This is a genomic window from Aliiroseovarius sp. S253 (assembly GCF_049800855.1).
Taxonomy (GTDB): Bacteria; Pseudomonadota; Alphaproteobacteria; order Rhodobacterales; family Rhodobacteraceae; genus Aliiroseovarius.
This window is the reverse complement of the sequence record NZ_JBNAFW010000002.1, coordinates 231,815-252,082: the sequence shown is the minus strand read 5'-3', so window position 1 is coordinate 252,082 and position 20,268 is coordinate 231,815. Positions and strand designations below refer to the sequence as shown.

General features: G+C 57.0%; 19 protein-coding genes. 13 read left to right on the top strand and 6 right to left on the bottom strand.

Translation table 11 applies throughout. The annotated features are described in order from the left end of the window. Nucleotides 1–37 precede the first annotated feature (37 nt). The 3 genes from ACP15F_RS12700 to ACP15F_RS12690 all read right to left on the bottom strand — a co-directional run bounded on the left by ACP15F_RS12700 (nucleotide 38) and on the right by ACP15F_RS12690 (nucleotide 2,153). Nucleotides 38–1,330, bottom strand: coding sequence for a flagellin (locus ACP15F_RS12700; RefSeq protein ID WP_424941201.1), 1,293 nt, complete (start codon nucleotides 1,328–1,330; stop codon nucleotides 38–40). Nucleotides 1,331–1,534: 204 nt separating this feature from the next. Next, a complete protein-coding gene (locus ACP15F_RS12695; protein WP_424941200.1) occupies nucleotides 1,535–1,870 on the bottom strand; it encodes a hypothetical protein in 336 nt (111 codons plus the stop codon). Further along, the gene (locus ACP15F_RS12690; protein ID WP_424941199.1) at nucleotides 1,863–2,153 is read right to left on the bottom strand and encodes a rod-binding protein; all 291 of its coding nucleotides are present in this window, start codon (nucleotides 2,151–2,153) and stop codon (nucleotides 1,863–1,865) included. The genes ACP15F_RS12695 and ACP15F_RS12690 overlap by 8 nt, the downstream gene beginning before the upstream one ends. Before the next feature lie 118 nt (nucleotides 2,154–2,271). On the opposite strand from ACP15F_RS12690, the gene ACP15F_RS12685 reads away from it, so the two are divergent. From ACP15F_RS12685 to ACP15F_RS12675, 3 genes are read left to right on the top strand one after another with little or no spacing between them, the layout of a single operon-like run. Further along, a complete protein-coding gene (locus tag ACP15F_RS12685) occupies nucleotides 2,272–3,906 on the top strand; it encodes a flagellar hook-length control protein FliK (RefSeq protein WP_424941198.1) in 1,635 nt (544 codons plus the stop codon). A 10-nt stretch (nucleotides 3,907–3,916) separates the two neighbouring features. After that, nucleotides 3,917–4,597: a flagellar hook capping FlgD N-terminal domain-containing protein gene (locus ACP15F_RS12680; RefSeq protein WP_424941197.1), complete on the top strand. Its 681-nt coding sequence runs from the start codon at nucleotides 3,917–3,919 to the stop codon at nucleotides 4,595–4,597. Between the two features lie 36 nt (nucleotides 4,598–4,633). After that, on the top strand, nucleotides 4,634–5,536 hold the full coding sequence (locus ACP15F_RS12675; protein WP_424941196.1) for a phosphotransferase family protein: 903 nt from the start codon (nucleotides 4,634–4,636) through the stop codon (nucleotides 5,534–5,536). Here the strand turns inward: ACP15F_RS12675 and ubiB are convergent. Further along, on the bottom strand, nucleotides 5,522–7,051 hold the full coding sequence (ubiB, locus tag ACP15F_RS12670; RefSeq protein ID WP_424941195.1) for a 2-polyprenylphenol 6-hydroxylase: 1,530 nt from the start codon (nucleotides 7,049–7,051) through the stop codon (nucleotides 5,522–5,524). The two genes, ACP15F_RS12675 and ubiB, sit on opposite strands and share 15 nt — an antisense overlap. 1 nt (nucleotide 7,052) lies before the next feature. Beyond that, complete coding sequence (ubiE, locus tag ACP15F_RS12665) at nucleotides 7,053–7,805, bottom strand: bifunctional demethylmenaquinone methyltransferase/2-methoxy-6-polyprenyl-1,4-benzoquinol methylase UbiE (protein WP_424941194.1); 753 nt, start codon at nucleotides 7,803–7,805, stop codon at nucleotides 7,053–7,055. A gap of 74 nt (nucleotides 7,806–7,879) precedes the next feature. On the opposite strand from ubiE, the gene mutM reads away from it, so the two are divergent. The 9 genes from mutM (at nucleotide 7,880) to gyrB (ending at nucleotide 17,912) form a co-directional block, all read left to right on the top strand. Beyond that, nucleotides 7,880–8,731, top strand: a complete 852-nt coding sequence (gene mutM, locus ACP15F_RS12660; protein ID WP_424941193.1) for a bifunctional DNA-formamidopyrimidine glycosylase/DNA-(apurinic or apyrimidinic site) lyase — start codon at nucleotides 7,880–7,882, stop codon at nucleotides 8,729–8,731. Between the two features lie 66 nt (nucleotides 8,732–8,797). After that, a complete protein-coding gene (locus ACP15F_RS12655; RefSeq protein WP_424941192.1) occupies nucleotides 8,798–9,574 on the top strand; it encodes an enoyl-CoA hydratase in 777 nt (258 codons plus the stop codon). Nucleotides 9,575–9,730: 156 nt separating this feature from the next. Then, nucleotides 9,731–9,994 carry a 30S ribosomal protein S20 gene (rpsT, locus tag ACP15F_RS12650; RefSeq protein WP_424941191.1) on the top strand — a complete coding sequence of 88 codons (264 nt, stop codon included), beginning with the start codon at nucleotides 9,731–9,733 and terminating at the stop codon, nucleotides 9,992–9,994. A gap of 605 nt (nucleotides 9,995–10,599) precedes the next feature. Next, nucleotides 10,600–11,964, top strand: a complete 1,365-nt coding sequence (dnaA, locus tag ACP15F_RS12645) for a chromosomal replication initiator protein DnaA (protein WP_424941190.1) — start codon at nucleotides 10,600–10,602, stop codon at nucleotides 11,962–11,964. 136 nt (nucleotides 11,965–12,100) lie between these two features. Continuing rightward, on the top strand, nucleotides 12,101–13,219 hold the full coding sequence (dnaN, locus tag ACP15F_RS12640; protein ID WP_424941189.1) for a DNA polymerase III subunit beta: 1,119 nt from the start codon (nucleotides 12,101–12,103) through the stop codon (nucleotides 13,217–13,219). A gap of 36 nt (nucleotides 13,220–13,255) precedes the next feature. After that, entirely contained in the window at nucleotides 13,256–14,365 is a 1,110-nt protein-coding gene (gene recF / locus ACP15F_RS12635; protein WP_424941188.1) for a DNA replication/repair protein RecF, read from the top strand. Then, nucleotides 14,362–14,778 (top strand): VOC family protein, encoded by a 417-nt coding sequence (locus tag ACP15F_RS12630; RefSeq protein ID WP_424941187.1) that lies wholly within the window; start codon nucleotides 14,362–14,364, stop codon nucleotides 14,776–14,778. The genes recF and ACP15F_RS12630 overlap by 4 nt, the downstream gene beginning before the upstream one ends. After that, nucleotides 14,775–15,395, top strand: coding sequence for a LysE family translocator (locus ACP15F_RS12625; protein ID WP_424941186.1), 621 nt, complete (start codon nucleotides 14,775–14,777; stop codon nucleotides 15,393–15,395). The genes ACP15F_RS12630 and ACP15F_RS12625 overlap by 4 nt, the downstream gene beginning before the upstream one ends. Nucleotides 15,396–15,494: 99 nt before the next feature. Next, on the top strand, nucleotides 15,495–17,912 hold the full coding sequence (gene gyrB / locus ACP15F_RS12620) for a DNA topoisomerase (ATP-hydrolyzing) subunit B (protein WP_424941185.1): 2,418 nt from the start codon (nucleotides 15,495–15,497) through the stop codon (nucleotides 17,910–17,912). Nucleotides 17,913–17,979: 67 nt separating this feature from the next. On the opposite strand, the gene ACP15F_RS12615 is transcribed toward gyrB, so the two are convergent. Continuing rightward, entirely contained in the window at nucleotides 17,980–19,197 is a 1,218-nt protein-coding gene (locus tag ACP15F_RS12615; protein WP_424941184.1) for an NADH:flavin oxidoreductase/NADH oxidase family protein, read from the bottom strand. A gap of 102 nt (nucleotides 19,198–19,299) precedes the next feature. Here ACP15F_RS12615 and ACP15F_RS12610 point away from each other — a divergent pair, with 102 nt between their 5' ends. Beyond that, nucleotides 19,300–20,187, top strand: a complete 888-nt coding sequence (locus tag ACP15F_RS12610) for a LysR family transcriptional regulator (RefSeq protein ID WP_424941183.1) — start codon at nucleotides 19,300–19,302, stop codon at nucleotides 20,185–20,187. The last annotated feature ends 81 nt before the right edge of the window (nucleotides 20,188–20,268 follow it).

Genomic DNA, 20,268 nt, shown 5'->3' with positions numbered 1-20,268 from the left:
CAAAGAGGGGGGCGCCATTTTGGCGCCCCCAGCTCCTTTAGCGGAATAGCGATAGGATGTTCTGTGGCGCTTGGTTGGCGATTGAGAGCGCTTGTGTGCCAAGCTGTTGCTGCACCTGAAGGGCTTGAAGCTTAGCCGAAGTGGCTTCCATATCGGCATCAACCAATGCACCGATCCCCGACTTCAGAGAATCGGAGAGCTTGCCGACGAAATCCGACTGGATTTCGATCCGGCCTTCGACAGAACCAAACGATGCCGACGCGTCAATTGAGGTCTGGATCATGTTCTCGATCGCGCCCAAAGCTGCATCGGCGCCCGACGAGGTCGAAACATCGATCGTTCCAAGGTCGGACAGGCCACCCGATCCACGGGTTGCTTCAAACGAGAACGCGATATCCGCGTTGGTTTCGTTGGTGATGACCAGCTGACCGGCGTTGCTGTCGATATCCATGGTCAAAGCACCGCTATCCAGTCCGGCGGCCACCATGGCGTTCTTCATTCCTGCAACGACCGATTCGGCGGTATCACCTTCTTTCACGACATAGTTGCCCTGAACCGTACCGACAGTCAGCGACAGCTGGTCACCAACAACAAGGCCGGTGTTAACAGCGGTGTCGACGCCTGCCGTGTTTGGAAGGACAGCTGAAGTTGCGGTTGCGCCGCCAGATGCATCGAGGAACGCGAACGTATCCAGAGTAATCGAATCGTTTGTACCGCCATCGTTGGCGTCAATCACACCGGCTGTGCCTGTATCGGTACCTACTGAAGCAGCCGCCGCAGCAAGATCAGTACCTGCGGTCAGCGACAGGTTCTGGGCATCCACACCGATCGAGCTGGTAACGACAGAGCCGTCAGATTTACGATCGAGCGATGACAAAACATCGACACCTACATTGCCATTCGAGTTCGTGCCCGACTGAGTGCCATCGACCAAGTTTAGGCCATTGAACTGCGCGGCACCAACAACCGAGGTGATCTGATCACGCAAAGCCACGATGTCAGTTTGGATTTTGGCACGATCCACGTTGTCTTCTTGTGCGGCAACAATCTTGCCTTTGATCTCGGTCAGAAGATCCGTAACCGTTTCTGATGCTTGGCGTGCCACCGCAACGGTGCTTTCACCCAGGGACAGGCTTTCCGAAATGCCTTTGAAGCCCTTTACGTCAGCTTCCATAACTTTCGAAATCGCCCAGACAGCAGCGTTGTCCTTGGCCGAACCGATTGCCTTGCCGGTCGAAATTTCGGCCTGTGTATTGGCTAGGTTCGAGTTGATAGATTTCAGCGTTTGAAGCGCCACCATGGCGCTGTTGTTGGTCAGAATGCTGGACATCTTAGTTTCCTTCAATCTAAGGCGCTTCGCGCCTGTTTTTATGACCCCGACTTGATCGGGAACCCTTTGCCTTCTGACATCTGCAACCCGTCTTAATCGGCTGCGCCACCCGTCTGGATGCAAAGTGAAACTGCGGTGAAAACTCTGAAGGAAACCTGAATCACTCAGGTTAGAATTTGAACAAGTTGAACTAAACTGATGATGCTACGCGCGCTTCTCGAAGTTCGGGTGAGCGCGCGAAAGCACCTGTGCGGCACCTGTACGCGTATAGGTTTTAACGCCTTGATTTGGATTTCGAATAGCGTCGAGCCGGTCTCGCGCAGAGCGAATACCATTTGCCGCCGCCACCAGAAGGCTCTGATTGCGGGCGGCTATGGTCTGAAGCTGTGCAAATTGATTCTGGCTGAGCGTACTTTGCACCATTTGCGACAGTATCTCGGTTTTTGCGTCGGTCAGCTTGGGCAGGGCGTCAAGTTCGCCATTCAGTATCAGCTGGCGTTCATCCTCGAGTAGCGTGAGTAGCGCGTATAAACTAGACATTTGATTGCTCCTTCAGTGCTTCGAAAAGAGATTGGGCGAGTCCGATTCCACCACTCTCAACCATGCCACGCGCCTGTTCCTGGCGCAGAAATGAGGCGAACTGATCCTCGCCGACCCCACCGCCGAAACTGTCGGGTGTTTTGCCTATCCCGGCGGATTTCAGCATCTCGGACAGAAAGCTTGCCTCAAGCTCTTTTGCGGCGTTCCAAAGCGCTTTGTCTGTATCTGTTGCGCTTGGTTTTTGCGTTATGACGGGCGTCGATACACCTGAAACAGGGTCCATGGTTTCGACCTTTCAAATTGATCACAGTTTTTCCGAGTATCGCGATCAGCGGTAAAGATTTGGTAATTCCTATCTGCAAATCTGCAACCTACCGAGGCAGAACTCCCGGATGGAACACATGCATATTGCGCAACAACCTTTCCCAAATGCCGGGCAGACGGATCGCGAACTTCAAATCCCAACAGCGGATTTTGAGGAGGCGACTGGGCAGCTGGGGGCACCATTCGATACTGTTTTCGGGGCTCAGGAAGAGCTTCTGAACCTTTCGGTTACACTGCCATCGAAGGTGATGGGGGGAACGACTTCGGCACCCGCCGGCAGCACTCCTGTTGCTGAAAGTCGAGTGGACACAGAACGTGACCTTATGGCGGAACCCTTCACTGTAGATCCTTACGAATCGAAACTCGCGGGCAATATGCAGGATGAGTTTCTAGAGGTCATTTCCCCGACAGAGAAGGCTGTTAATACATCTGTTCAGGATGGTTCTAGAGCGGTTGAGACACTGAAGTCGCCAGTTCGGGATGTGTCAGAAGCTGAGTTTGCGACATATGAACCAGTCCTGATCCATCAGGGAGAATTAACGGATGCACCTCCTGCCCAGCCAGATCAAACCGCCAAAACGCCAAGCCCAGCGGATGTGGGGTCGTGGAAACTTGCAGAAGCGCCCTCGGTTGAGGCTAGGATAACGAAGGCGGAGTTGTCCGCCGCGCCCGCATCGCCACAGGAACAGATCCCCAATGCTACTGCTCTTAAACAAGCGTCATCAGAGACTGCGCTAGATTTCGTTGATCGGCCTCACTCTGTGTCGTCCCCGAACCCGATTTTGCCAGACAAAGAATCAGGTATTCCCACACATGATCTAGCGGCACGCGATCCCCGGATTGAGCGTGCTCCGAACCCAATTTCCGCTTTGGCCGAGCCTTTGGATGACAAATCGGTGGTCGACATGCCTAAAAAAGGCATCGAGATGCAGGCGGAAACTCGGCTCCATTCGCAGAACGACAGAGCCGTATCGACCAAGATTATTGGCCCTCAAGTCGCGCGGGTGGATTCTTTCATACCGGCCGGCGGTACAGTCGAGACGGTGCAGGGCGTATCAAAGCACATCGATTCTTCGGGCCCCAGAGCACCCGCAACACTCTCTGCGCCGGAACCCGTTTTGATAACCAGGCCCGCTCCGGCGATGCCAGAAATGGCCTCATTTCCTTTGAGCTCGGTATCTGTACTGCAGGTGACAGAACATGACCGCGATCACCGGCTTTTTGAAGATGTCGCGTTTCGAGTGGTCGAGCAGGTTTCTTCTTCAACCAGTGATCTGAAATCAAATCTGCCTGCGCGTGGCGCGGATGTCCCCCGGTTTGTGTCGACGCAAATCGCCGAGATTGTACGGCAGCAGCCGGACCGGCCAGTTGAGCTCACGCTCAGCCCAGAAGAGCTTGGGCGGCTGCGCATATCGTTTCAGACCGAGGGATCTGCCATGCACGTCACCCTCAGTTTCGAGCGGCCCGACACACTGGACCTGATGCGCAGGCATATCGACCAACTGGCGCACGAGATGCGCGCGTTCGGCATGTCCGAAGTAAATTTCACGTTTCAACAACAGACTTCAGATGGGGGCAGGGGGGCTTTCCCCGACGGCGAGTCCGCTAGGTCTTCAGATGAACCGCCTTCCGATCCGCGAGGCGCACCGGATGACGTTGCACCACTTGTGCTGAACGTCGCGGGTCGTGCGGGTGTGGATATCCGAGTGTAAGGAGCACAGCATGAACGTTACCCCAACAGCCATGCCCGCCGCGTTGACCGCGGCTCCGGCCGACTATGCACAGGCTTCGGCATCAGACGGGCCAATGGTCTCGTCCGATTTTGAGACTTTCCTGGTGATGCTGACGGCGCAGATGGAAAATCAAGATCCGTTGAACCCAATTGAATCAACAGATTACGCCGTGCAACTTGCGACGTTCTCGGGTGTCGAGCAGCAGGTGCGCACCAATGACCTGTTGAAGGCTATGGGAACGCAACTTGGCTTGATGGGCATGTCAGATATTGCGGATTGGGTCGGGAAAGAGGCGCGTGTGGCAGCTCCGGTTCAGTTCGATGGCGATCCTATCACCCTTTCTCCGAGCCCGGCTGTCGCTGCGGACGAGGTCATCCTTGTGGTGAAGAATTCGGAAGGCACGATTGTCGACAGCAAGCCGCTTCCGGTTTCGACTGATCCTGTGGAATGGGATGGAAAGGACAAGAATGGGAATGGGCTGCCGCATGGCGTCTATTCCTTTGAACTGACCAGTCGCAGCAATGGGCAGCATTTATCTACCGATCCGATGGAAAGCTATGGCCGTATAGTTGAAACGCAAAATAGCGGCGGTCAGCTATGGCTGGTGCTCGAAAGCGGCAACAGAGTGACCGCCGATGCCGTTTCCGCCCTGCGTGAAGCCGCCGAATGAGTTTTCGTCGGCTGAGGCCCGCGCTATACAGCTTGCATGACCTTTCGCGACAACATTCCGACCGAAATGCTGGAAGAGGACAGGCAGCAGCAATCGCTGGCCCTGATCTGGCAGGAAGAGGGGCATGTGTCGAAGCATGCCAACTGGTCCCGCCTTCAAGGGGGGCGCAGCAACCCTGTTTGGCGCATAACCTCGGATGACATGCCGCACGACCTTGTGTGCAAGCTGTATGACGAAGCGGCGACTACGCCCCTTTTTGCCAATGACGGTACGCGCGAGGCGTTGGCCCTGAAGCACTTGGCAGGCACTGGCATTGCGCCTGATTTTGTCGCTTTTCTGGACAGCGCGCTGGGCGCAAGCGTTCTGTATCGACATGTCGACGGAACACCGTGGTCTGGGGCTGTCGAGGACGTGGCACGATTAATGGCCACGCTTCATCAGATCGAAGCGCCCGAAGGATTGCCCGAGACGATCACGTCGCCCGTCACCTTAATTGCCGAGACCTGCGCCATGGCGGACGCATCAGGGATCACGCTTCCCCCTCCGCCGCCTTTCACGGATGACCTGCCTGCCGCAAGCCGGTGTTTCTTGCATGGAGATATTGTGCCGGGCAACATTCTGGCCACTGAAAATGGGCTGCGTTTGATCGACTGGCAATGTCCGGCCATCGGGGATCCGGCGGCAGATATTGCGATCTTTTTGTCCCCGGCAATGCAAGTTCTGTATGGCAACAGACCCCTTTCACCCGCAGAGCAAGCTGCGTTCCTGAAGGCCTATGTCGATGCCGGGGGTGATGCCATCGGATCAGCACGCTATGGCGCGCTTGCGCCACTCTTTCACTGGCGCATGGCGTGCTATTGCCACTGGAGAACCGCGCATGGGGACACGGCCTATAGCGATGTTGCAGAGCTAGAGCGCCGAGCGTCAGAGCAGGGTTGAAACCCAGACCGCTGCCAAAGCAAGGCCGCCACCTAGGGCAACATAGCTCATCGCGCGCAACGGGCGGGCCCGGTCGTTTTCCACATGCGCTTCAGACTGTCGGATCAAAGCGGCCTCGGCCAGTTCTGGCAGGCGCGGGCCAAAGCGCGCTAGAACGCGTGCGGTGTGTACAAGATCCTGCAACAGCGCCTTTGGTCCGATCGAGTTCGAGATATAGCTTTCCACCACCGGCTTCGCGACTTTCCAGATATTGATATCCGGGCTTAGCGAGCGCGCGACACCTTCGACCACAACCATAGTCCGTTGCAGCAGGATCAGCTCCGTACGGGTTTCCATGCCGAATTTCTCGGTCACTTCAAAAAGGTAAGCCAGCAGGCGCCCCATCGAAATTTGGGTGGCGTTCATCCCGAAGATCGGTTCACCCACGGCACGTAGGGCGCGGGCGAATTCCTCGACATCGCGGTCGGCAGGGACGTATCCGGCTTCAAAATGCACTTCGGCGACGCGACGATAGTTGCGGGTGATGAAACCATAGAGGATCTCGGCATAGACGCGGCGGGTGTATTCGTCGATCCGCCCCATGATGCCAAAGTCCACCGCGATGATGTCACCGTTGGCGGCAAATTTTAGGTTGCCCTGATGCATGTCGCCGTGAAACAGCCCGTCGCGCAGCGCGTGGGACAGGAAAAGTTGCAACACGCGCTCGCCAAGTTTGTGCATGTCCAGACCCGAGGCGCGGATGGCCTCGAGGTCATTGGCAGGAATGCCTTCGCCCCAACCAAGGGTCATCACGGTGCGGCCGGACAGCCCCCAGTTCACTTCAGGAACGACAAAGCCTTCGTCCTGAGCGGTGTTTTCCGCGAACTCGCTGGCCGACGCGCTTTCAAGGCGCAGGTCGAGTTCACCCATCACGACGCTTTCAAAGTGTTCGACCACATCGGTCGGACGCAAGCGGCGGGTCGAGGGCAACAGCCATTCAATCACGCGGGCTGAAAAGTGGAAGGCGTCAATATCGGTGCGGAAAGCGCGTTCAATGCCGGGGCGTAGAACTTTGACGGCAACGGCTTCGCCGGTGTCGGCCAGCCGCGCCTTGTGCACCTGCGCGATTGAGGCTGCAGCGACGGGTTCTGAAAATTCCAAGAAGGTTTGGTCGATCGAGATACCCAGTTCTTTCTCGATCATCTTGCGCGCAACGGATTGTTTGAACGGCGGCAGTTTGTCCTGCAAGTATTGCAGCTGGTCTGCCAGTTCAGGCCCAACGACGTCAGGGCGCGTCGACATGATTTGACCAAACTTAATATAAGCCGGACCAAGCGCTGTGATCGCGCGGGTGACCGGGGGCAACGCCGGGTCGCCTTTCTTCCCCAACCAAGCAAAGGGCCAGCCTACCACATGTGCGGCGATGCGAATGGCAGGTGGTGCCTTCATCGCGTCCAGTACGACGCCCATTGCGCCGGTGCGCTGGAAGGTTGCGCCGGTACGGATCAAGCGCCAGATGTTGTGAGGTCCACGCATCTTAGATTTTCCACCCCGAATGCAGGGCCGCGATGCCCAAAGACAGGTTGCGATACTTCACGTTCTCAAACCCGGCCTCGCGGATCATGCGGGCGAAGGTTTCCTGATCTGGGAACTTGCGGATCGACTCGACCAGATACTGATAGCTGTCCGCATCGCCTGCGATCAGCTGCCCCATCTTGGGGATCACGTTGAAGGAATAAAGGTCATAGAGCTTTTGCATGCCTTCATCCGGAAGCTGGCTGAACTCCAACACCATCAGACGACCGCCGGGTTTCAAAACGCGATACGCTTCTTTTAGCGCATCCGGAATGCGGGTCACGTTGCGGATGCCGAAGCTGATCGTGTAGCGATCAAAGCTGTTATCCTCGAACGGCAGTGCCATGGCGTCGCCGACGACCCAATCCAGATGATTGGCAAGATGTGAGGCCTCGGCCCGTTGACGGCCTTCGACCAGCATGCTTTCGGTCATGTCTAGAACGACGGCCTCGGCCCCAGGGGCGCGGCCCAAAAAGCGGAAGGAAATGTCGCCGGTGCCGCCCGCCACATCCAGAAGGCGCTGCCCGTCGCGCGGGGTCAGCCAATCCATCATCGCATCCTTCCAGACGCGGTGGATACCGACGGACATAACATCGTTCATGATGTCGTATTTCGAGGCCACATTGGTAAAGACGCCATGGACCATTCCGGCCTTGTCGTCTTCGTTCACGGTTTTGAACCCGAAATGCGTGGTGCGGTTGTCTGACGTGCTCATTGGGCATACTCGCTTCTTGCGGTTGATCCCTCATATCGTGACAGTAAGGGACGCACAATGGAGAGGCTTTGAACATGCCCGAATTACCCGAGGTCGAGACAGTACGCCGCGGATTGCTTCCTGTGATGGAGGGCGTGCGTATTGGGCGAGCTGAAACGCGCCGCGAAGGATTGCGTTGGCCCTTTCCGGATCGGATGGCCGAACGCCTGACCGGGGCCACAGTGCAGCGGCTTGGGCGGCGATCGAAATACCTGCTGGTAGATTTGGACACGGATGAGACTCTGATCGTGCATCTGGGGATGTCGGGGCGGATGCTGATCTCGGGCCACAAGCTTGGGAAGTTCCACCACGAACACCCTGCGCCGGAAAAGCATGATCATGTGGTTTTTGACATGGAGAACGGTGCGCGAGTGACTTTCAATGACCCGCGCCGCTTTGGGGCGATGGATCTGTGCCCGACGGGGGCGTTGGACGATCACAAATTGATCCGCGTGCTGGGTCCCGAACCGTTGGGGAACCAGTTCGACGAATCGTATCTGGTCGAAGCTCTGCGTAATAAGAACTCACCCATCAAAACGGTACTTCTGGATCAGGGAATCATCGCCGGGCTGGGCAATATATATGTCTGCGAAGTACTGTTCCGCGCCGGGATTCACCCCACGCGCAAGGCTGGAAAGATCGCGAAACAGCGTGTTGCCGGATTGGTTCCGATCATCCGCGAGGTGCTATCGGAAGCCATCGACAGCGGCGGGTCTTCGTTGAAGGATTACCGGCAGGCGGATGGTGATTTGGGTTATTTTCAACACAATTTCCGCGTTTATGGTCGCGAGGGTGAACGTTGCGTCACATCTGGCTGCACGGGCGAAATTGCTCTTATTACACAATCTGGACGCTCGACATTCTATTGCCCGCAATGCCAAAGATAGCTTGATCCAATGGGGTGGCGTGTTAGGACTCCGCTCCAACCACTCGTGACACAAGGCAGGGGAACCATGGCCTATAAAAACATCATCGTTGAAACCGAAGATCATGTGACGCTGGTCAAGCTGAACCGGCCCGACGCCCTGAATGCTTTGAACCTGGAATTGCTGGGCGAACTGGGCGAGGCGCTGGCCGAAGCGCAGGCCAACGACAAGGTGCGCTGCATCGTCGTCACCGGTTCGGAAAAAGCATTTGCCGCTGGCGCCGACATCAAGATGATGGCCGAGAAAAGCTTTGTAGACGTGTTTACCGGTGACCTGTTCACTCCGGAAGAAGACGCCATCATGCGCATTCGTAAGCCGATCATTGCAGCCGTATCCGGTTATGCGCTGGGTGGCGGGTGTGAGCTGGCCATGATGTGCGACTTCATCATTGCATCTGACACTGCCAAATTTGGCCAGCCCGAAGTGAACTTGGGCGTGATGGCCGGTATGGGCGGCACACAGCGTCTGACCAAGCTGGTTGGCCGCGCCAAATCTATGGATATGAACCTGACCGGTCGTTTCATGGATGCTGAAGAAGCCGAACGTTCGGGGCTGGTCAGCCGCGTTGTTCCCGCTAAGAAGCTGATGGACGAAGCCATGTCGGCCGCGGCCAAGATTGCTGAAAAGTCGATGATCACCGTTATGGCGATCAAAGAGACCGTGAACCGCGCCGAGCAGCTTCCGCTGACCGAAGGTATTCTGTTTGAACGCCGCGTCTTCCATTCGCTCTTCGCGACCGAAGATCAGAAAGAGGGCATGGCCGCTTTCTCTGAAAAGCGTCAACCGCAGTTCCGCGACAAGTAAACCAATAGGGCTTCCCTTTGCGGCCGAAATGGCTTAAAGGGCAGCCCATCCATGCGCGTGAGGCCCGCTTAGGCCAGAATCACCGGTTCTGAACCCGGTCGGGTGCTGTACGCGCAGCTTAGACAACGTAACACACCCGAAAGAGGGATCAGACACATGGCAAATTCGCCCCAAGCTAAAAAACGCGCCCGTCAGAACGAGCGTCGTTTCGCCGTAAACAAAGCCCGCCGTTCGCGCATCCGCACCTACCTGCGTGCCGTTGAAGAAGCCATCGAGTCGGGCGACAAGGATGCAGCTGCTGCTGCCCTGAAAGCTGCTCAGCCTGAGCTGATGCGCGGCGTGACCAAAGGCGTTTACCACAAGAACACCGCAGCGCGTAAAGTCTCGCGTCTGAGCGCACGTGTAAAAGCACTGGGCTGAATCAGATTCACTTCTGAACAGCGTCCGAAAACAAAAAAAGAGCGTGTCCAAATGGGCACGCTCTTTTTGTTAAACCTGCCAAGAAATTTGATTTTACAATGAGCCTTCGGGATTCGTTTCGGCAATCACAGAGTCAAGCGTGAAGTTCTATTGCGCCAGTCCCAGAGGGATTGCTAGCTTGCATTTAGCGATTCACTTCGCCGACTTGGGACTATCAGACATAAGTGGGCTAAACCCACGAACTTTAAGGGGAAAACCCTTTTTGCCACAACTGGATTTGATTCTTTGAAGTCAGATCCCAACGCCTTTTGTGTGCCTGCATTTATGAGGTGCGCCTGAAGGCATTTCGCCGCCCTTCCTGCTAGGGTGGTTGCGCAGACTGTAATGTTCCGGACGTCCAATTGGGCATGTCGCCAGAATGGGTAACCATGTGGTGCGGTTCACTATTGGGCGCGGCATCTGAAGCATGCTCGTGGTCAGCGGGTTGCGGATTTCGTGTTTCGCGATGAAGGGGCGCGCGGCAAGTGCGCCGTGTGAATGGGATATTAGTGCCTGTGAGAGACTGTCTTGGGCTGTCTTAAACAAAAACGCTGGGTCGAGGTAATATGACGAACGAAGAATGGGGCAAGGTCCGAAACAAGCTGCAGAAAGCAGTGGGACAAAACAACTATACCAGCTGGATTGAACCCTTGGAATTTGCCGAACTAGATGGCGGCGTGGCACGTTTTCTGGTGCCGACAAACTTTCTAGGTAACTGGGTCAGTCAGAATTTTGGGGACCAGATTCTGAACCACCTGAACGGAGAGGGCGTCAAAGTCGCGCGTCTCGAGTTCAAGGTTCCTGAAAAGGTAACCCCCCGCCCGGTTGCGCAATCGACCGAGAAATCATCGGCCTCGTCACCAGTCGCGGCCAAGCCTGATCAAAGCGATCTGCCGGGTGCGCCGCTTGATGCGCGTTTTACCTTTGACAGCTTTGTCGTCGGCAAGCCGAACGAGCTGGCCCATGCTGCTGCCCGCCGCGTGGCAGAAGGTGGTCCGGTCACGTTCAACCCGCTTTTCCTGTATGGCGGTGTTGGCCTTGGTAAAACCCACCTGATGCACGCCATTGCGCACGAGATGAAGACCCGCCAGCCCGATCTGCGCGTCGTATATTTGTCCGCCGAACAATTCATGTATCGCTTCGTTCAGGCGATCCGCGAGAAGCAGATGATCGACTTCAAGCAGCTGTTCCGCTCGGTCGATGTGCTGATGGTGGACGATGTTCAGTTCATCGCTGGCAAAGACAGTACACAGGAAGAGTTCTTCCACACGTTCAATGCGCTGGTGGACCAGAACAAACAGATCATCATCTCGGCCGACCGTGCGCCGGGTGAAATCAAGGATCTTGAGGACCGCATCAAAAGCCGTCTGCAGTGCGGTCTGGTCGTGGATCTACATCCGACCGACTACGAACTGCGTCTGGGCGTGCTGCAAACCAAGGTTAACGCCTATCGTGAGCAGTATAAGGGCCTCGTGATTGCTGATGGCGTGCTTGAATATCTGGCGCACCGCATCTCGACCAACGTTCGAGTGCTGGAAGGCGCTTTAATGCGTCTCTTCGCTTTTGCCTCGCTGGTAGGGCGCGAGATCACGCTGGAGCTGGCTCAGGATTGTCTGGGCGATATCCTTCGTGCGTCGGACCGCAAGGTCACTGTCGAGGAAATCCAACGCAAAGTGTCCGAGCACTACAACATCCGTCTGTCGGATCTGATCGGCCCCCGCCGCGTGCGCACCATCGCGCGTCCGCGTCAGGTGGCGATGTATCTGGCGAAGCACATGACCTCGCGGTCGTTGCCGGAAATTGGGCGTCGTTTCGGCGGCCGGGATCACACCACGGTCATGCATGGCGTGAAGCGGATTGACGAGCTGAAGGGCGTCGATGATCAGATCGCGGAAGATCTGGAATTGCTGCGCCGCGCTCTCGAGGCGTGATGCAACCCTGAATTGGTGGGTTTTGGGCCTTAAACCCTTGACCCGCCCACGAAAGAAGCGGACATTCCGAATAAAGAATTGAGCCGGGCGGTGAACCTGATATGGTCTCCGCCCCGGTATCTGTCAGGAGTGGGACATGAAGATCAGTATCGAACGCGGCGCGCTTCTGAAGGCCGTGGCACAGGCGCAATCTGTTGTAGAACGCCGGAATACTATTCCAATCCTCGCAAATGTGTTGATCGAGGCCGAGGGCAACAGCGTTTCCTTCCGCGCCACCGATCTGGACATCGAAGTGGTCGACAAGACCGACGCCATGGTCGAACGCGCTGGTGCGACGACCGTATCGGCTGTGACCCTGCATGAAATCGTGCGCAAACTGCCGGACGGGGCTTTGGTCCAGCTGACCGATGACGGCGCGACTGGGCGCCTAAGCGTCGAAGCTGGCCGTTCAAGCTTTTCACTGGCGACCCTGCCCAAGGAAGATTTCCCGGTCATGGCATCGTCGGAATACTCGGCGAATTTCTCGGCTCCTGCACCGGTTCTGCGCCGCCTGTTCGACAAGTCGAAATTTGCGATCTCAACGGAAGAGACCCGTTATTACCTGAACGGTGTGTATCTGCACGTGTCCGAGGCGGATGGCGGCAAAGTGCTGCGCGCTGTCGCCACCGACGGTCACCGCTTGGCACGTATTGACGCCGATCTGCCCGCAGGTGCCGAGGAGATGCCCGGCATTATCGTTCCCCGCAAAACTGTGGGCGAGCTGCGCAAGCTTCTGGATGACGATGACGCGACGATTGCCGTGTCGGTATCGGAAACCAAGGTACGCTTTGCAACGCCGGTCATCACCCTGACGTCGAAAGTAATCGACGGCACGTTCCCCGACTACACCCGCGTGATCCCATCGGGCAACACACGCAAACTGGAAGTAGACGCGACCGAGTTTGCACAAGCCGTTGATCGTGTGGCTACCGTATCCAGCGAACGCTCGCGTGCTGTGAAGCTGCAGCTGGACGAAGATCGTTTGGTTCTGTCGGTGAATGCCCCTGATGCGGGTGCCGCCGAAGAAGAACTGGCTGTTGCCTACAACGATGAGCGGCTGGAAATCGGGTTCAACGCGAAATACCTGCTAGAGATTGCCAGCCAGGTAGACCGCGAAAACGCCGTCTTCATGTTCAACTCCTCGGGCGATCCGACCCTGATGCGTGAAGGCAATGACACCAGTGCCGTCTACGTCGTCATGCCGATGCGCGTGTGACCTGTCGGTCCTTGAAGCGTTGAAAAGGAGGGCGTGATGACACTCGCCCTTCGCGAGCTGACACTCAGCCATTTTCGAAGTCACAAATTGGCCCGCCTGTCCTTGGATGGGCGGCCTGTTGTCCTTCACGGGTGCAACGGGGCGGGTAAAACCAACATCCTTGAAGCTGTGTCCATGCTGTCCCCCGGACGTGGACTGCGTCGTGCCGCGCTGGACGAGATGATCCGAAAGCCCGAAGCAGTGGGCTGGAAAATCTCGGCCGTGCTGCAAAGCCTGCACCAAATGCACGAGGTTGAAACTTGGTGCGAGGCCGGGGCATCTCGACAGGTAAAGATCGACGACAAGGCAGCCGCGCAGGTGGCGCTGGGTCGGATCGCGCGGATTGTCTGGCTTGTCCCGGTGATGGACCGTCTGTGGGTCGAAGGCGCGGAAGGTCGTCGGCGTTTTCTAGACCGCATGACGATGAGCTTCGAGCCCGGCCATGCGGACGCGGTTCTGGCCTATGAAAAGGCGATGCGCGAACGCAATCGTTTGCTGAAAGACGGACAACGCGATGCGCATTGGTATGATGCGCTCGAGGTGCAGATGGCGCAAGCGGGTGCCCGCATCATCGCAAACCGCGCCTATTGTCTGGAGCAGTTGAAAGAGGCGCAAGCCTTGGCCGAAACCGCATTTCCCGTAGCGGACCTGTCGCTGGTGCAGGTGGATGACAGCGCCCTGCCAGAGAGCGAGGGCGATTTGGCGGTCGCATTTGCCGATAGCCGGTCGCGGGATCTGTTGGCGGGTCGGTCTCTGGTTGGGCCACATCGCACGGATCTTGGCGCGGTTTACGCGGCAAAGGGCGTGGCTGCACGAGATTGCTCGACCGGCGAGCAGAAGGCGCTTCTGGTATCCTTGATCCTTGCCAATGGCCGCGCGTTGGCGCGGGATTTCGGGGCGCCTCCGATCCTTTTGCTGGACGAGGTGGCCGCGCATCTTGATGCTGGGCGTCGTGCCGCACTTTATGATGAAATTTGCGCCTTGGGCGCGCAGGCCTTTATGACCGGCACAGGGCCAGAGCTTTTTGAAGAGCTTGGCGATCGCGCCGCACATTTCGAAGTGACCGAGACCGACGGCGTGTCGGATGTACAAGAGGTGAAGCCATGAAAACCAATCGCGTGACCTTGATCACTCTGGGCGTCAAAGATCTGGAGCGCGCTGTGGCGTTCTATGGTGCCATCGGCTGGGAGCCGTCCAATGTGATGGATAAGGTGGCTTTCTATGACATGAATGGCATGAAATTCGGCTTTTATACTCTGGACGGGTTGGCCGAAGACATGAAGCGCCCGGTCGAGGCGCTGGGCACAGGCGCGATGACGCTGGGCCAGAATTTCCCGACCGAGGCCGAGGTTGACGCTGCTTATGATGCTGCCATTGCCGCTGGTGGCACGGTCGTCACGCGGCCTGACAAGATCTTCTGGGGCGGATACTCCGGCTATTTCGCGGATCCGGACGGGCATGTCTGGGAATATGCGATGAATCCCTTTTGGGAGCTGGACGAGGATGGTCACCTGACATGACGATCACGTTCGCAGAGCTCGGTTTCTACATAATCGGCCTGTTCATCCTGTTCCTGACCCCGGGACCGGTCTGGGTGGCATTGGTGGCGCGGACCATGGCAGGTGGGTTCGCGCAAGCTTGGCCCCTGACGATGGGCGTCGCCATTGGGGATTTTTTCTGGGCGATTGCCGCGGCGCTGGGCATGGGCTGGATCGCATCCAGCTTTGATGGGGCGATGTTTGCCCTAAAAATCGTAGCCTCGCTGTTCTTTCTGTGGATGGGCGTCACAATTTTGCGGTCCGCGCAGGGTAAGATCCGCACGGATGGCAAGCTGACACAACCGGGTGTACTGGCGGGTTTTCTGGCGGGGCTGATTGTGATCCTGGCGAACCCGAAGGCAATCTTGTTCTATATGGGCGTCTTGCCCGGATTCTTTGACCTTTCTGCGATGACCCGACAGGACATCATGTTGATTGCGACTGCGTCTTTCGTGGTGCCTTTGGTGGGCAATCTGACGATCGCATTTTTCGTCGGGCGCGCGCGTACATTGCTGTCGTCCGAACGTTCGGTTCAGCGGATGAATCAGCTTGCTGGGGGCCTGTTGATCATCGTTGGATTGATCATTCCCTTCGCATAGGAAAAACATCGCCATCAGGGGCGGAAAACTTGTGTCACTTGCGTGACATTCCTGCCCTGATTCTCTATATTTTCGGGAACGAATAACAGGAAGGCCCTCATGGCTGATGACGCGCAGAACGGTGCCGATTATGGTGCTGAATCCATTAAGGTTCTCAAAGGCTTAGAAGCGGTGCGTAAGCGCCCCGGGATGTATATCGGTGACACCGACGATGGGTCGGGCCTGCATCATATGGTGTACGAGGTCGTAGATAACGGCATTGACGAGGCGCTGGCCGGTCATGCGGACGCCGTAACAGTCACGATCCACGCTGATAACTCGGTTTCGGTCTATGATAACGGTCGCGGCATTCCGGTGGATACGCACCCCGAAGAAGGGGTGTCTGCGGCCGAGGTTATCATGACCCAGCTGCATGCTGGTGGTAAGTTCGACTCGAACTCGTACAAGGTTTCGGGCGGTCTGCACGGCGTGGGCGTTTCGGTTGTGAACGCTCTGTCCGACTGGTTAGAGCTGCGCGTCTGGCGCGATGGGAAAGAGCATATTGCCCGTTTTGAACGTGGTGAGACGGCGAAGCATCTGGAAGTCGTTGGCGAATGTGGCGACCGCACCGGGACCGAGGTGCGGTTCCTTGCCTCGACCGACACGTTCTCGAACCTTGATTATCAGTTCAAGACGCTGGAAAACCGCCTGCGCGAGCTGTCGTTCCTGAACTCGGGTGTGCGGATCATCATCGAAGACGAACGCCCGGCCGAGAAGCTGACCTCGGAATTGCACTACGATGGCGGCGTGAAAGAGTTCGTGAAGTATCTCGACCGCTCGAAAACACCTCTTATGGAAGAACCTATTTTTGTCACCGGCGAAAAGGATGGCATCGGGGTTGAGGTCGCGATGTGGTGGAACGATGGCTACCACGAAAATGTGCTGCCCTTCACCAACAACATCCCACAGCGTGATGGCGGAACGCACCTTGCGGGCTTCCGCGGAGCACTGACGCGGACTTTGAACCTCTATGCCAACTCCTCGGGTCTGGCGAAGAAGGAAAAGGTGAACTTCACCGGGGACGATGCGCGCGAGGGTTTGACCTGTGTGCTGTCCGTGAAAGTGCCCGATCCGAAGTTCAGCTCGCAGACCAAAGACAAGCTGGTGTCGTCCGAAGTACGCCCGGCGGTCGAAGGTTTGATGAACGAGAAACTGCAAGAGTGGTTTGATGAGAACCCGCAGATCGCACGCATGATTGTCGGCAAGATCGTCGAGGCTGCCTTGGCCCGCGAAGCCGCCCGTAAAGCGCGCGAGATGACGCGGAAGAAATCTTCGCTTGATGTGGCATCTCTGCCCGGCAAACTGGCCGACTGTCAGGAAAAAGATCCTGCGAAACGTGAACTGTTCCTGGTCGAGGGTGACTCGGCTGGCGGGTCTGCCAAGCAGGGTCGGTCGCGTCACGATCAGGCGGTTCTGCCCCTGCGCGGGAAGATCCTGAACGTGGAACGCGCGCGGTTTGACCGGATGCTGTCCAGTCAGGAAATCGGTACGCTGATCACCGCGCTGGGCACCGGGATTGGCCGCGACGAGTTCAACATCGAAAAGCTGCGCTATCATAAGGTCATCATCATGACCGATGCCGACGTGGATGGCGCGCACATCCGGACGCTGCTTCTGACCTTCTTCTTCCGTCAGATGCCGGAACTGATCGAGGGCGGATACCTCTATATCGCGCAGCCGCCGCTTTATAAGGTCAGCCGTGGCAAGTCCGAGGTCTATGTGAAAGACCAGATCGCGCTTGAGGATTATCTGATCGATCAGGGGATCGACGGAACGGTTCTGCGCCTTGCAAATGGCGAAGAAATCGCCGGTGCCGATCTGTCCCGCGTGGTCGAAGGAGCCCGGAATTTCAAACGAATTCTGGATGCGTTCCCGACCCATTATCCGCGCAACATTCTGGAGCAAGCCGCCCTTGCAGGCGCTTTTGATCCGGGCCGTGCAGATGCAGATTTGCAGCTGGTGGCCGACGATGTGGCCGCACGTCTGGACAAAGTCGCCGTGGAATATGAGCGCGGTTGGCAGGGTCGGATCACGCAGGATCATGGCATCCGCTTGGCGCGCGTTCTGCGCGGCGTCGAAGAAATCCGCACGCTAGACGGTGCCGTACTACGCTCGGGCGAAGCGCGGCGTTTGTCGGAAGTATCGCAAGACACCCGCGACATCTATCGCGAGCATTCGCATCTTTCGCGGAAGGATCGCGAGATCCTTGTGCAGGGCCCAATTGACCTGTTGAGTGCCGTTCTGGCTGAAGGTGAAAAGGGGCTGACCTTGCAGCGTTATAAGGGTCTGGGCGAGATGAACCCCGATCAGCTGTGGGAGACCACATTGGACCACGAGGCGCGTACCCTTCTGCAAGTGAAAGTGGATGATCTGGCCGAGGCGGACGACATCTTCACCAAGCTGATGGGCGACGTGGTCGAACCGCGCCGCGAGTTCATTCAGCAGAATGCTCTGTCTGTGGAGAACTTGGACTTCTGATCAATTCAGGACGCAGTTTAAGGTTTGGGCGGCATTCGTGGATCTACGAGTGTCGCCCAACTTCTTTCTAGCCGCGTATTTCTGGCGACTTTGCCGCTTGAAAGCGATCGCGCCAAAGCGTGATGCGTTGATCGTCCCGGCTTTCATACTCGTCGATTGCCTCGATAAGATTGCGGTGAACATCCGCTTCCCGATCCTGCCCAAGATCCAGCATTCGCATGGTGAACCAAGCGGTCATGCCGCCGGGGGGCAGGGTGTCAAAACGGGGAAAACTGGGATCGTCGCCACTGGTTCGCCACGTCATTGGCAGGTTCGGATCAAGCACAAAACCACGTGCCAGCCCAACGGCATCAACATCCCCGGACGCAATGGCCTGCTCGGCTTCCTGGCGGTGCTTGAAACCGCCTGTCGCCATTAGCGGGATAGACGTCACCGTGCGGGCTGCGCGTGCGAAGTCGAGGAAATATGGCCCCTTGGTTGTCCGCTCAGAGCTTGAAGGCGCACCGGGGAAATAGGTGCCGCCGCTGATGTCCAGCAAATCGACGCCCTTGCCTTCAAGGGCCGCAACAACCTGCACTGAATCGTTTTCAGTTAGCCCACCATCAAGTTGGTCGGTCGCATTCAGTTTGATCGCTACTGTGAAGTCGTCAGGTACGGCCGCGCGAACAGCCTCGACCGTGTCGATTAGAAGCCGCATTCTCTTTTGGATCGAGCCGCCATAGGCATCTGTCCGGCGATTAAACAGCGGAGACAGAAATTGGCTAAGAAGAAAGCCGTGGGCAGCGTGGATCTGTACGCCGCCATATCCCAATGCTGATGCGCGCCGTGCCGTTCTTGCGAAACCTTCGGGGATGGCTTGGATCTCGGCCAACGACATCTCTTCTGCTCGAAATTCGGGGAATGTCATGGCGCTGGGGCCTTTGGGCTGGCTGATTGGAAGATGCGACAAGGCACCCGCGTGGCCAAGCTGCAGCCATAGCTCTGCCCCGTTAACCGTGCCGCGCCGCGCGAGCTCTTGGAACGCCACGCTATCTGCGGTGTCGTCCAGAACCAGATTTCCCGGCTTCTCGGGGTAAAGCGGATCGCCCTGGACCTCTCCAATAATCGACGCCGCAAGTCCGCCTTCGGCCCAACGTTCATAAAGGCGCATCTGCGAGGGTGTCGGATTACCACGACCATCCCCCAGAGAATCCGACATGGCTGACTTGATGATCCGGTTTTTAAGAACACGCCCGTTCGGCAATGTAAGCGGCGAGAACAGCGAGGAGTTGGTAGTCGTCGACACAGAGAGGCTCCTTGGGTTGGATGTTATTGTGGTATAAAATGGATAAGATAAGTAGAAAATGCTGCAGTTAGGATCATAAACTGATCCGAAAAGGATCAAGTGGTGCAAAGATCAGAGTTGGAAATCCTGTTGGCCGTTGTCGACCATGGCAGCTTTTCAGCAGCTGCGCGTATGCTTGGATATACGCCATCGGCGGTTGGAAAACGTGTGCATCTTCTTGAGAAACGCCTGCGCGTTCCCCTGCTTATCCGGTCGACGCGGCGCATGTCCCTGACCGAGGCCGGGCAACGCTATGTCGGGGAAGCCCGAGACATTCTGGCGCGGATGACAGCGTTGGAAGAAGGTATTGCCGAAGATGACGGTCGGCTACGGGGCGTCGTCAGGATGACTTGTTCGGCAGCACTGGGGCGTCGGCTTGTGGTTCCATTGGTGAACGATTTCATGTCGCTTCATCCTGACCTGGAAATTGAGCTTCTAATGACGGACAAGCTTGTCGATCTTGTGGGCGAGGGGTTCGACATTGCGATCCGAAGTGGCACCCTGACGGACTCGACTCTGATCTCGCGGAAAATCGCAGAGAACAGGCGGGTAATTTGTGCTGCGCCCAAATATACTGAGGTGCATGGGGCTCCGCAGAACCCAAAGGAGCTTGCGGATCACAGGTGCTTGCGTCTGAAACAGGAAAAGCTGGTGGCGGATTGGGGCATGGCCAACGGTGACAGTCATCATGCTCGCCTTGGCCCTGGAATGACGTGTAACAGCCTTGAAGCGCTCCAATCTGCATGCCTTCACGGGGTTGGAATTGCGTGGCTACCAGAGTTTCTGATCGAACGGGATTTGAACGAGGGTAACCTGATCCCAGTGCTGTCGGAATTCACAGATTCTACCGCCGGCGGAGGTGTCTTCGTCTTGCGTCCGGAAACAAGCTTTTTGCCGCGACGGGTGCGCTTGCTGGTCGAGCATCTGGCTGCTGGTTTCGGGCGGAACTAGCGTTGTTGGCTTGACCCAACTAAGTCCGAAGGGATCTTGATGCGCTTGTAACAATATGGATTTAAAAGATTAAACTTGGAT

What these genes read in the sequence shown, in the direction of transcription:
- ACP15F_RS12700 (WP_424941201.1), bottom strand. Translation starts at nt 1,330, where the DNA reads ATGTCCAGCATTCTGACCAACAACAGCGCCATGGTGGCGCTTCAAACG.
- ACP15F_RS12695 (WP_424941200.1), bottom strand. Translation starts at nt 1,870, where the DNA reads ATGTCTAGTTTATACGCGCTACTCACGCTACTCGAGGATGAACGCCAG.
- ACP15F_RS12690 (WP_424941199.1), bottom strand. Translation starts at nt 2,153, where the DNA reads ATGGACCCTGTTTCAGGTGTATCGACGCCCGTCATAACGCAAAAACCA.
- ACP15F_RS12685 (WP_424941198.1), top strand. Translation starts at nt 2,272, where the DNA reads ATGCATATTGCGCAACAACCTTTCCCAAATGCCGGGCAGACGGATCGC.
- ACP15F_RS12680 (WP_424941197.1), top strand. Translation starts at nt 3,917, where the DNA reads ATGAACGTTACCCCAACAGCCATGCCCGCCGCGTTGACCGCGGCTCCG.
- ACP15F_RS12675 (WP_424941196.1), top strand. Translation starts at nt 4,634, where the DNA reads ATGACCTTTCGCGACAACATTCCGACCGAAATGCTGGAAGAGGACAGG.
- ubiB (WP_424941195.1), bottom strand. Translation starts at nt 7,051, where the DNA reads ATGCGTGGACCTCACAACATCTGGCGCTTGATCCGTACCGGCGCAACC.
- ubiE (WP_424941194.1), bottom strand. Translation starts at nt 7,805, where the DNA reads ATGAGCACGTCAGACAACCGCACCACGCATTTCGGGTTCAAAACCGTG.
- mutM (WP_424941193.1), top strand. Translation starts at nt 7,880, where the DNA reads ATGCCCGAATTACCCGAGGTCGAGACAGTACGCCGCGGATTGCTTCCT.
- ACP15F_RS12655 (WP_424941192.1), top strand. Translation starts at nt 8,798, where the DNA reads ATGGCCTATAAAAACATCATCGTTGAAACCGAAGATCATGTGACGCTG.
- rpsT (WP_424941191.1), top strand. Translation starts at nt 9,731, where the DNA reads ATGGCAAATTCGCCCCAAGCTAAAAAACGCGCCCGTCAGAACGAGCGT.
- dnaA (WP_424941190.1), top strand. Translation starts at nt 10,600, where the DNA reads ATGACGAACGAAGAATGGGGCAAGGTCCGAAACAAGCTGCAGAAAGCA.
- dnaN (WP_424941189.1), top strand. Translation starts at nt 12,101, where the DNA reads ATGAAGATCAGTATCGAACGCGGCGCGCTTCTGAAGGCCGTGGCACAG.
- recF (WP_424941188.1), top strand. Translation starts at nt 13,256, where the DNA reads ATGACACTCGCCCTTCGCGAGCTGACACTCAGCCATTTTCGAAGTCAC.
- ACP15F_RS12630 (WP_424941187.1), top strand. Translation starts at nt 14,362, where the DNA reads ATGAAAACCAATCGCGTGACCTTGATCACTCTGGGCGTCAAAGATCTG.
- ACP15F_RS12625 (WP_424941186.1), top strand. Translation starts at nt 14,775, where the DNA reads ATGACGATCACGTTCGCAGAGCTCGGTTTCTACATAATCGGCCTGTTC.
- gyrB (WP_424941185.1), top strand. Translation starts at nt 15,495, where the DNA reads ATGGCTGATGACGCGCAGAACGGTGCCGATTATGGTGCTGAATCCATT.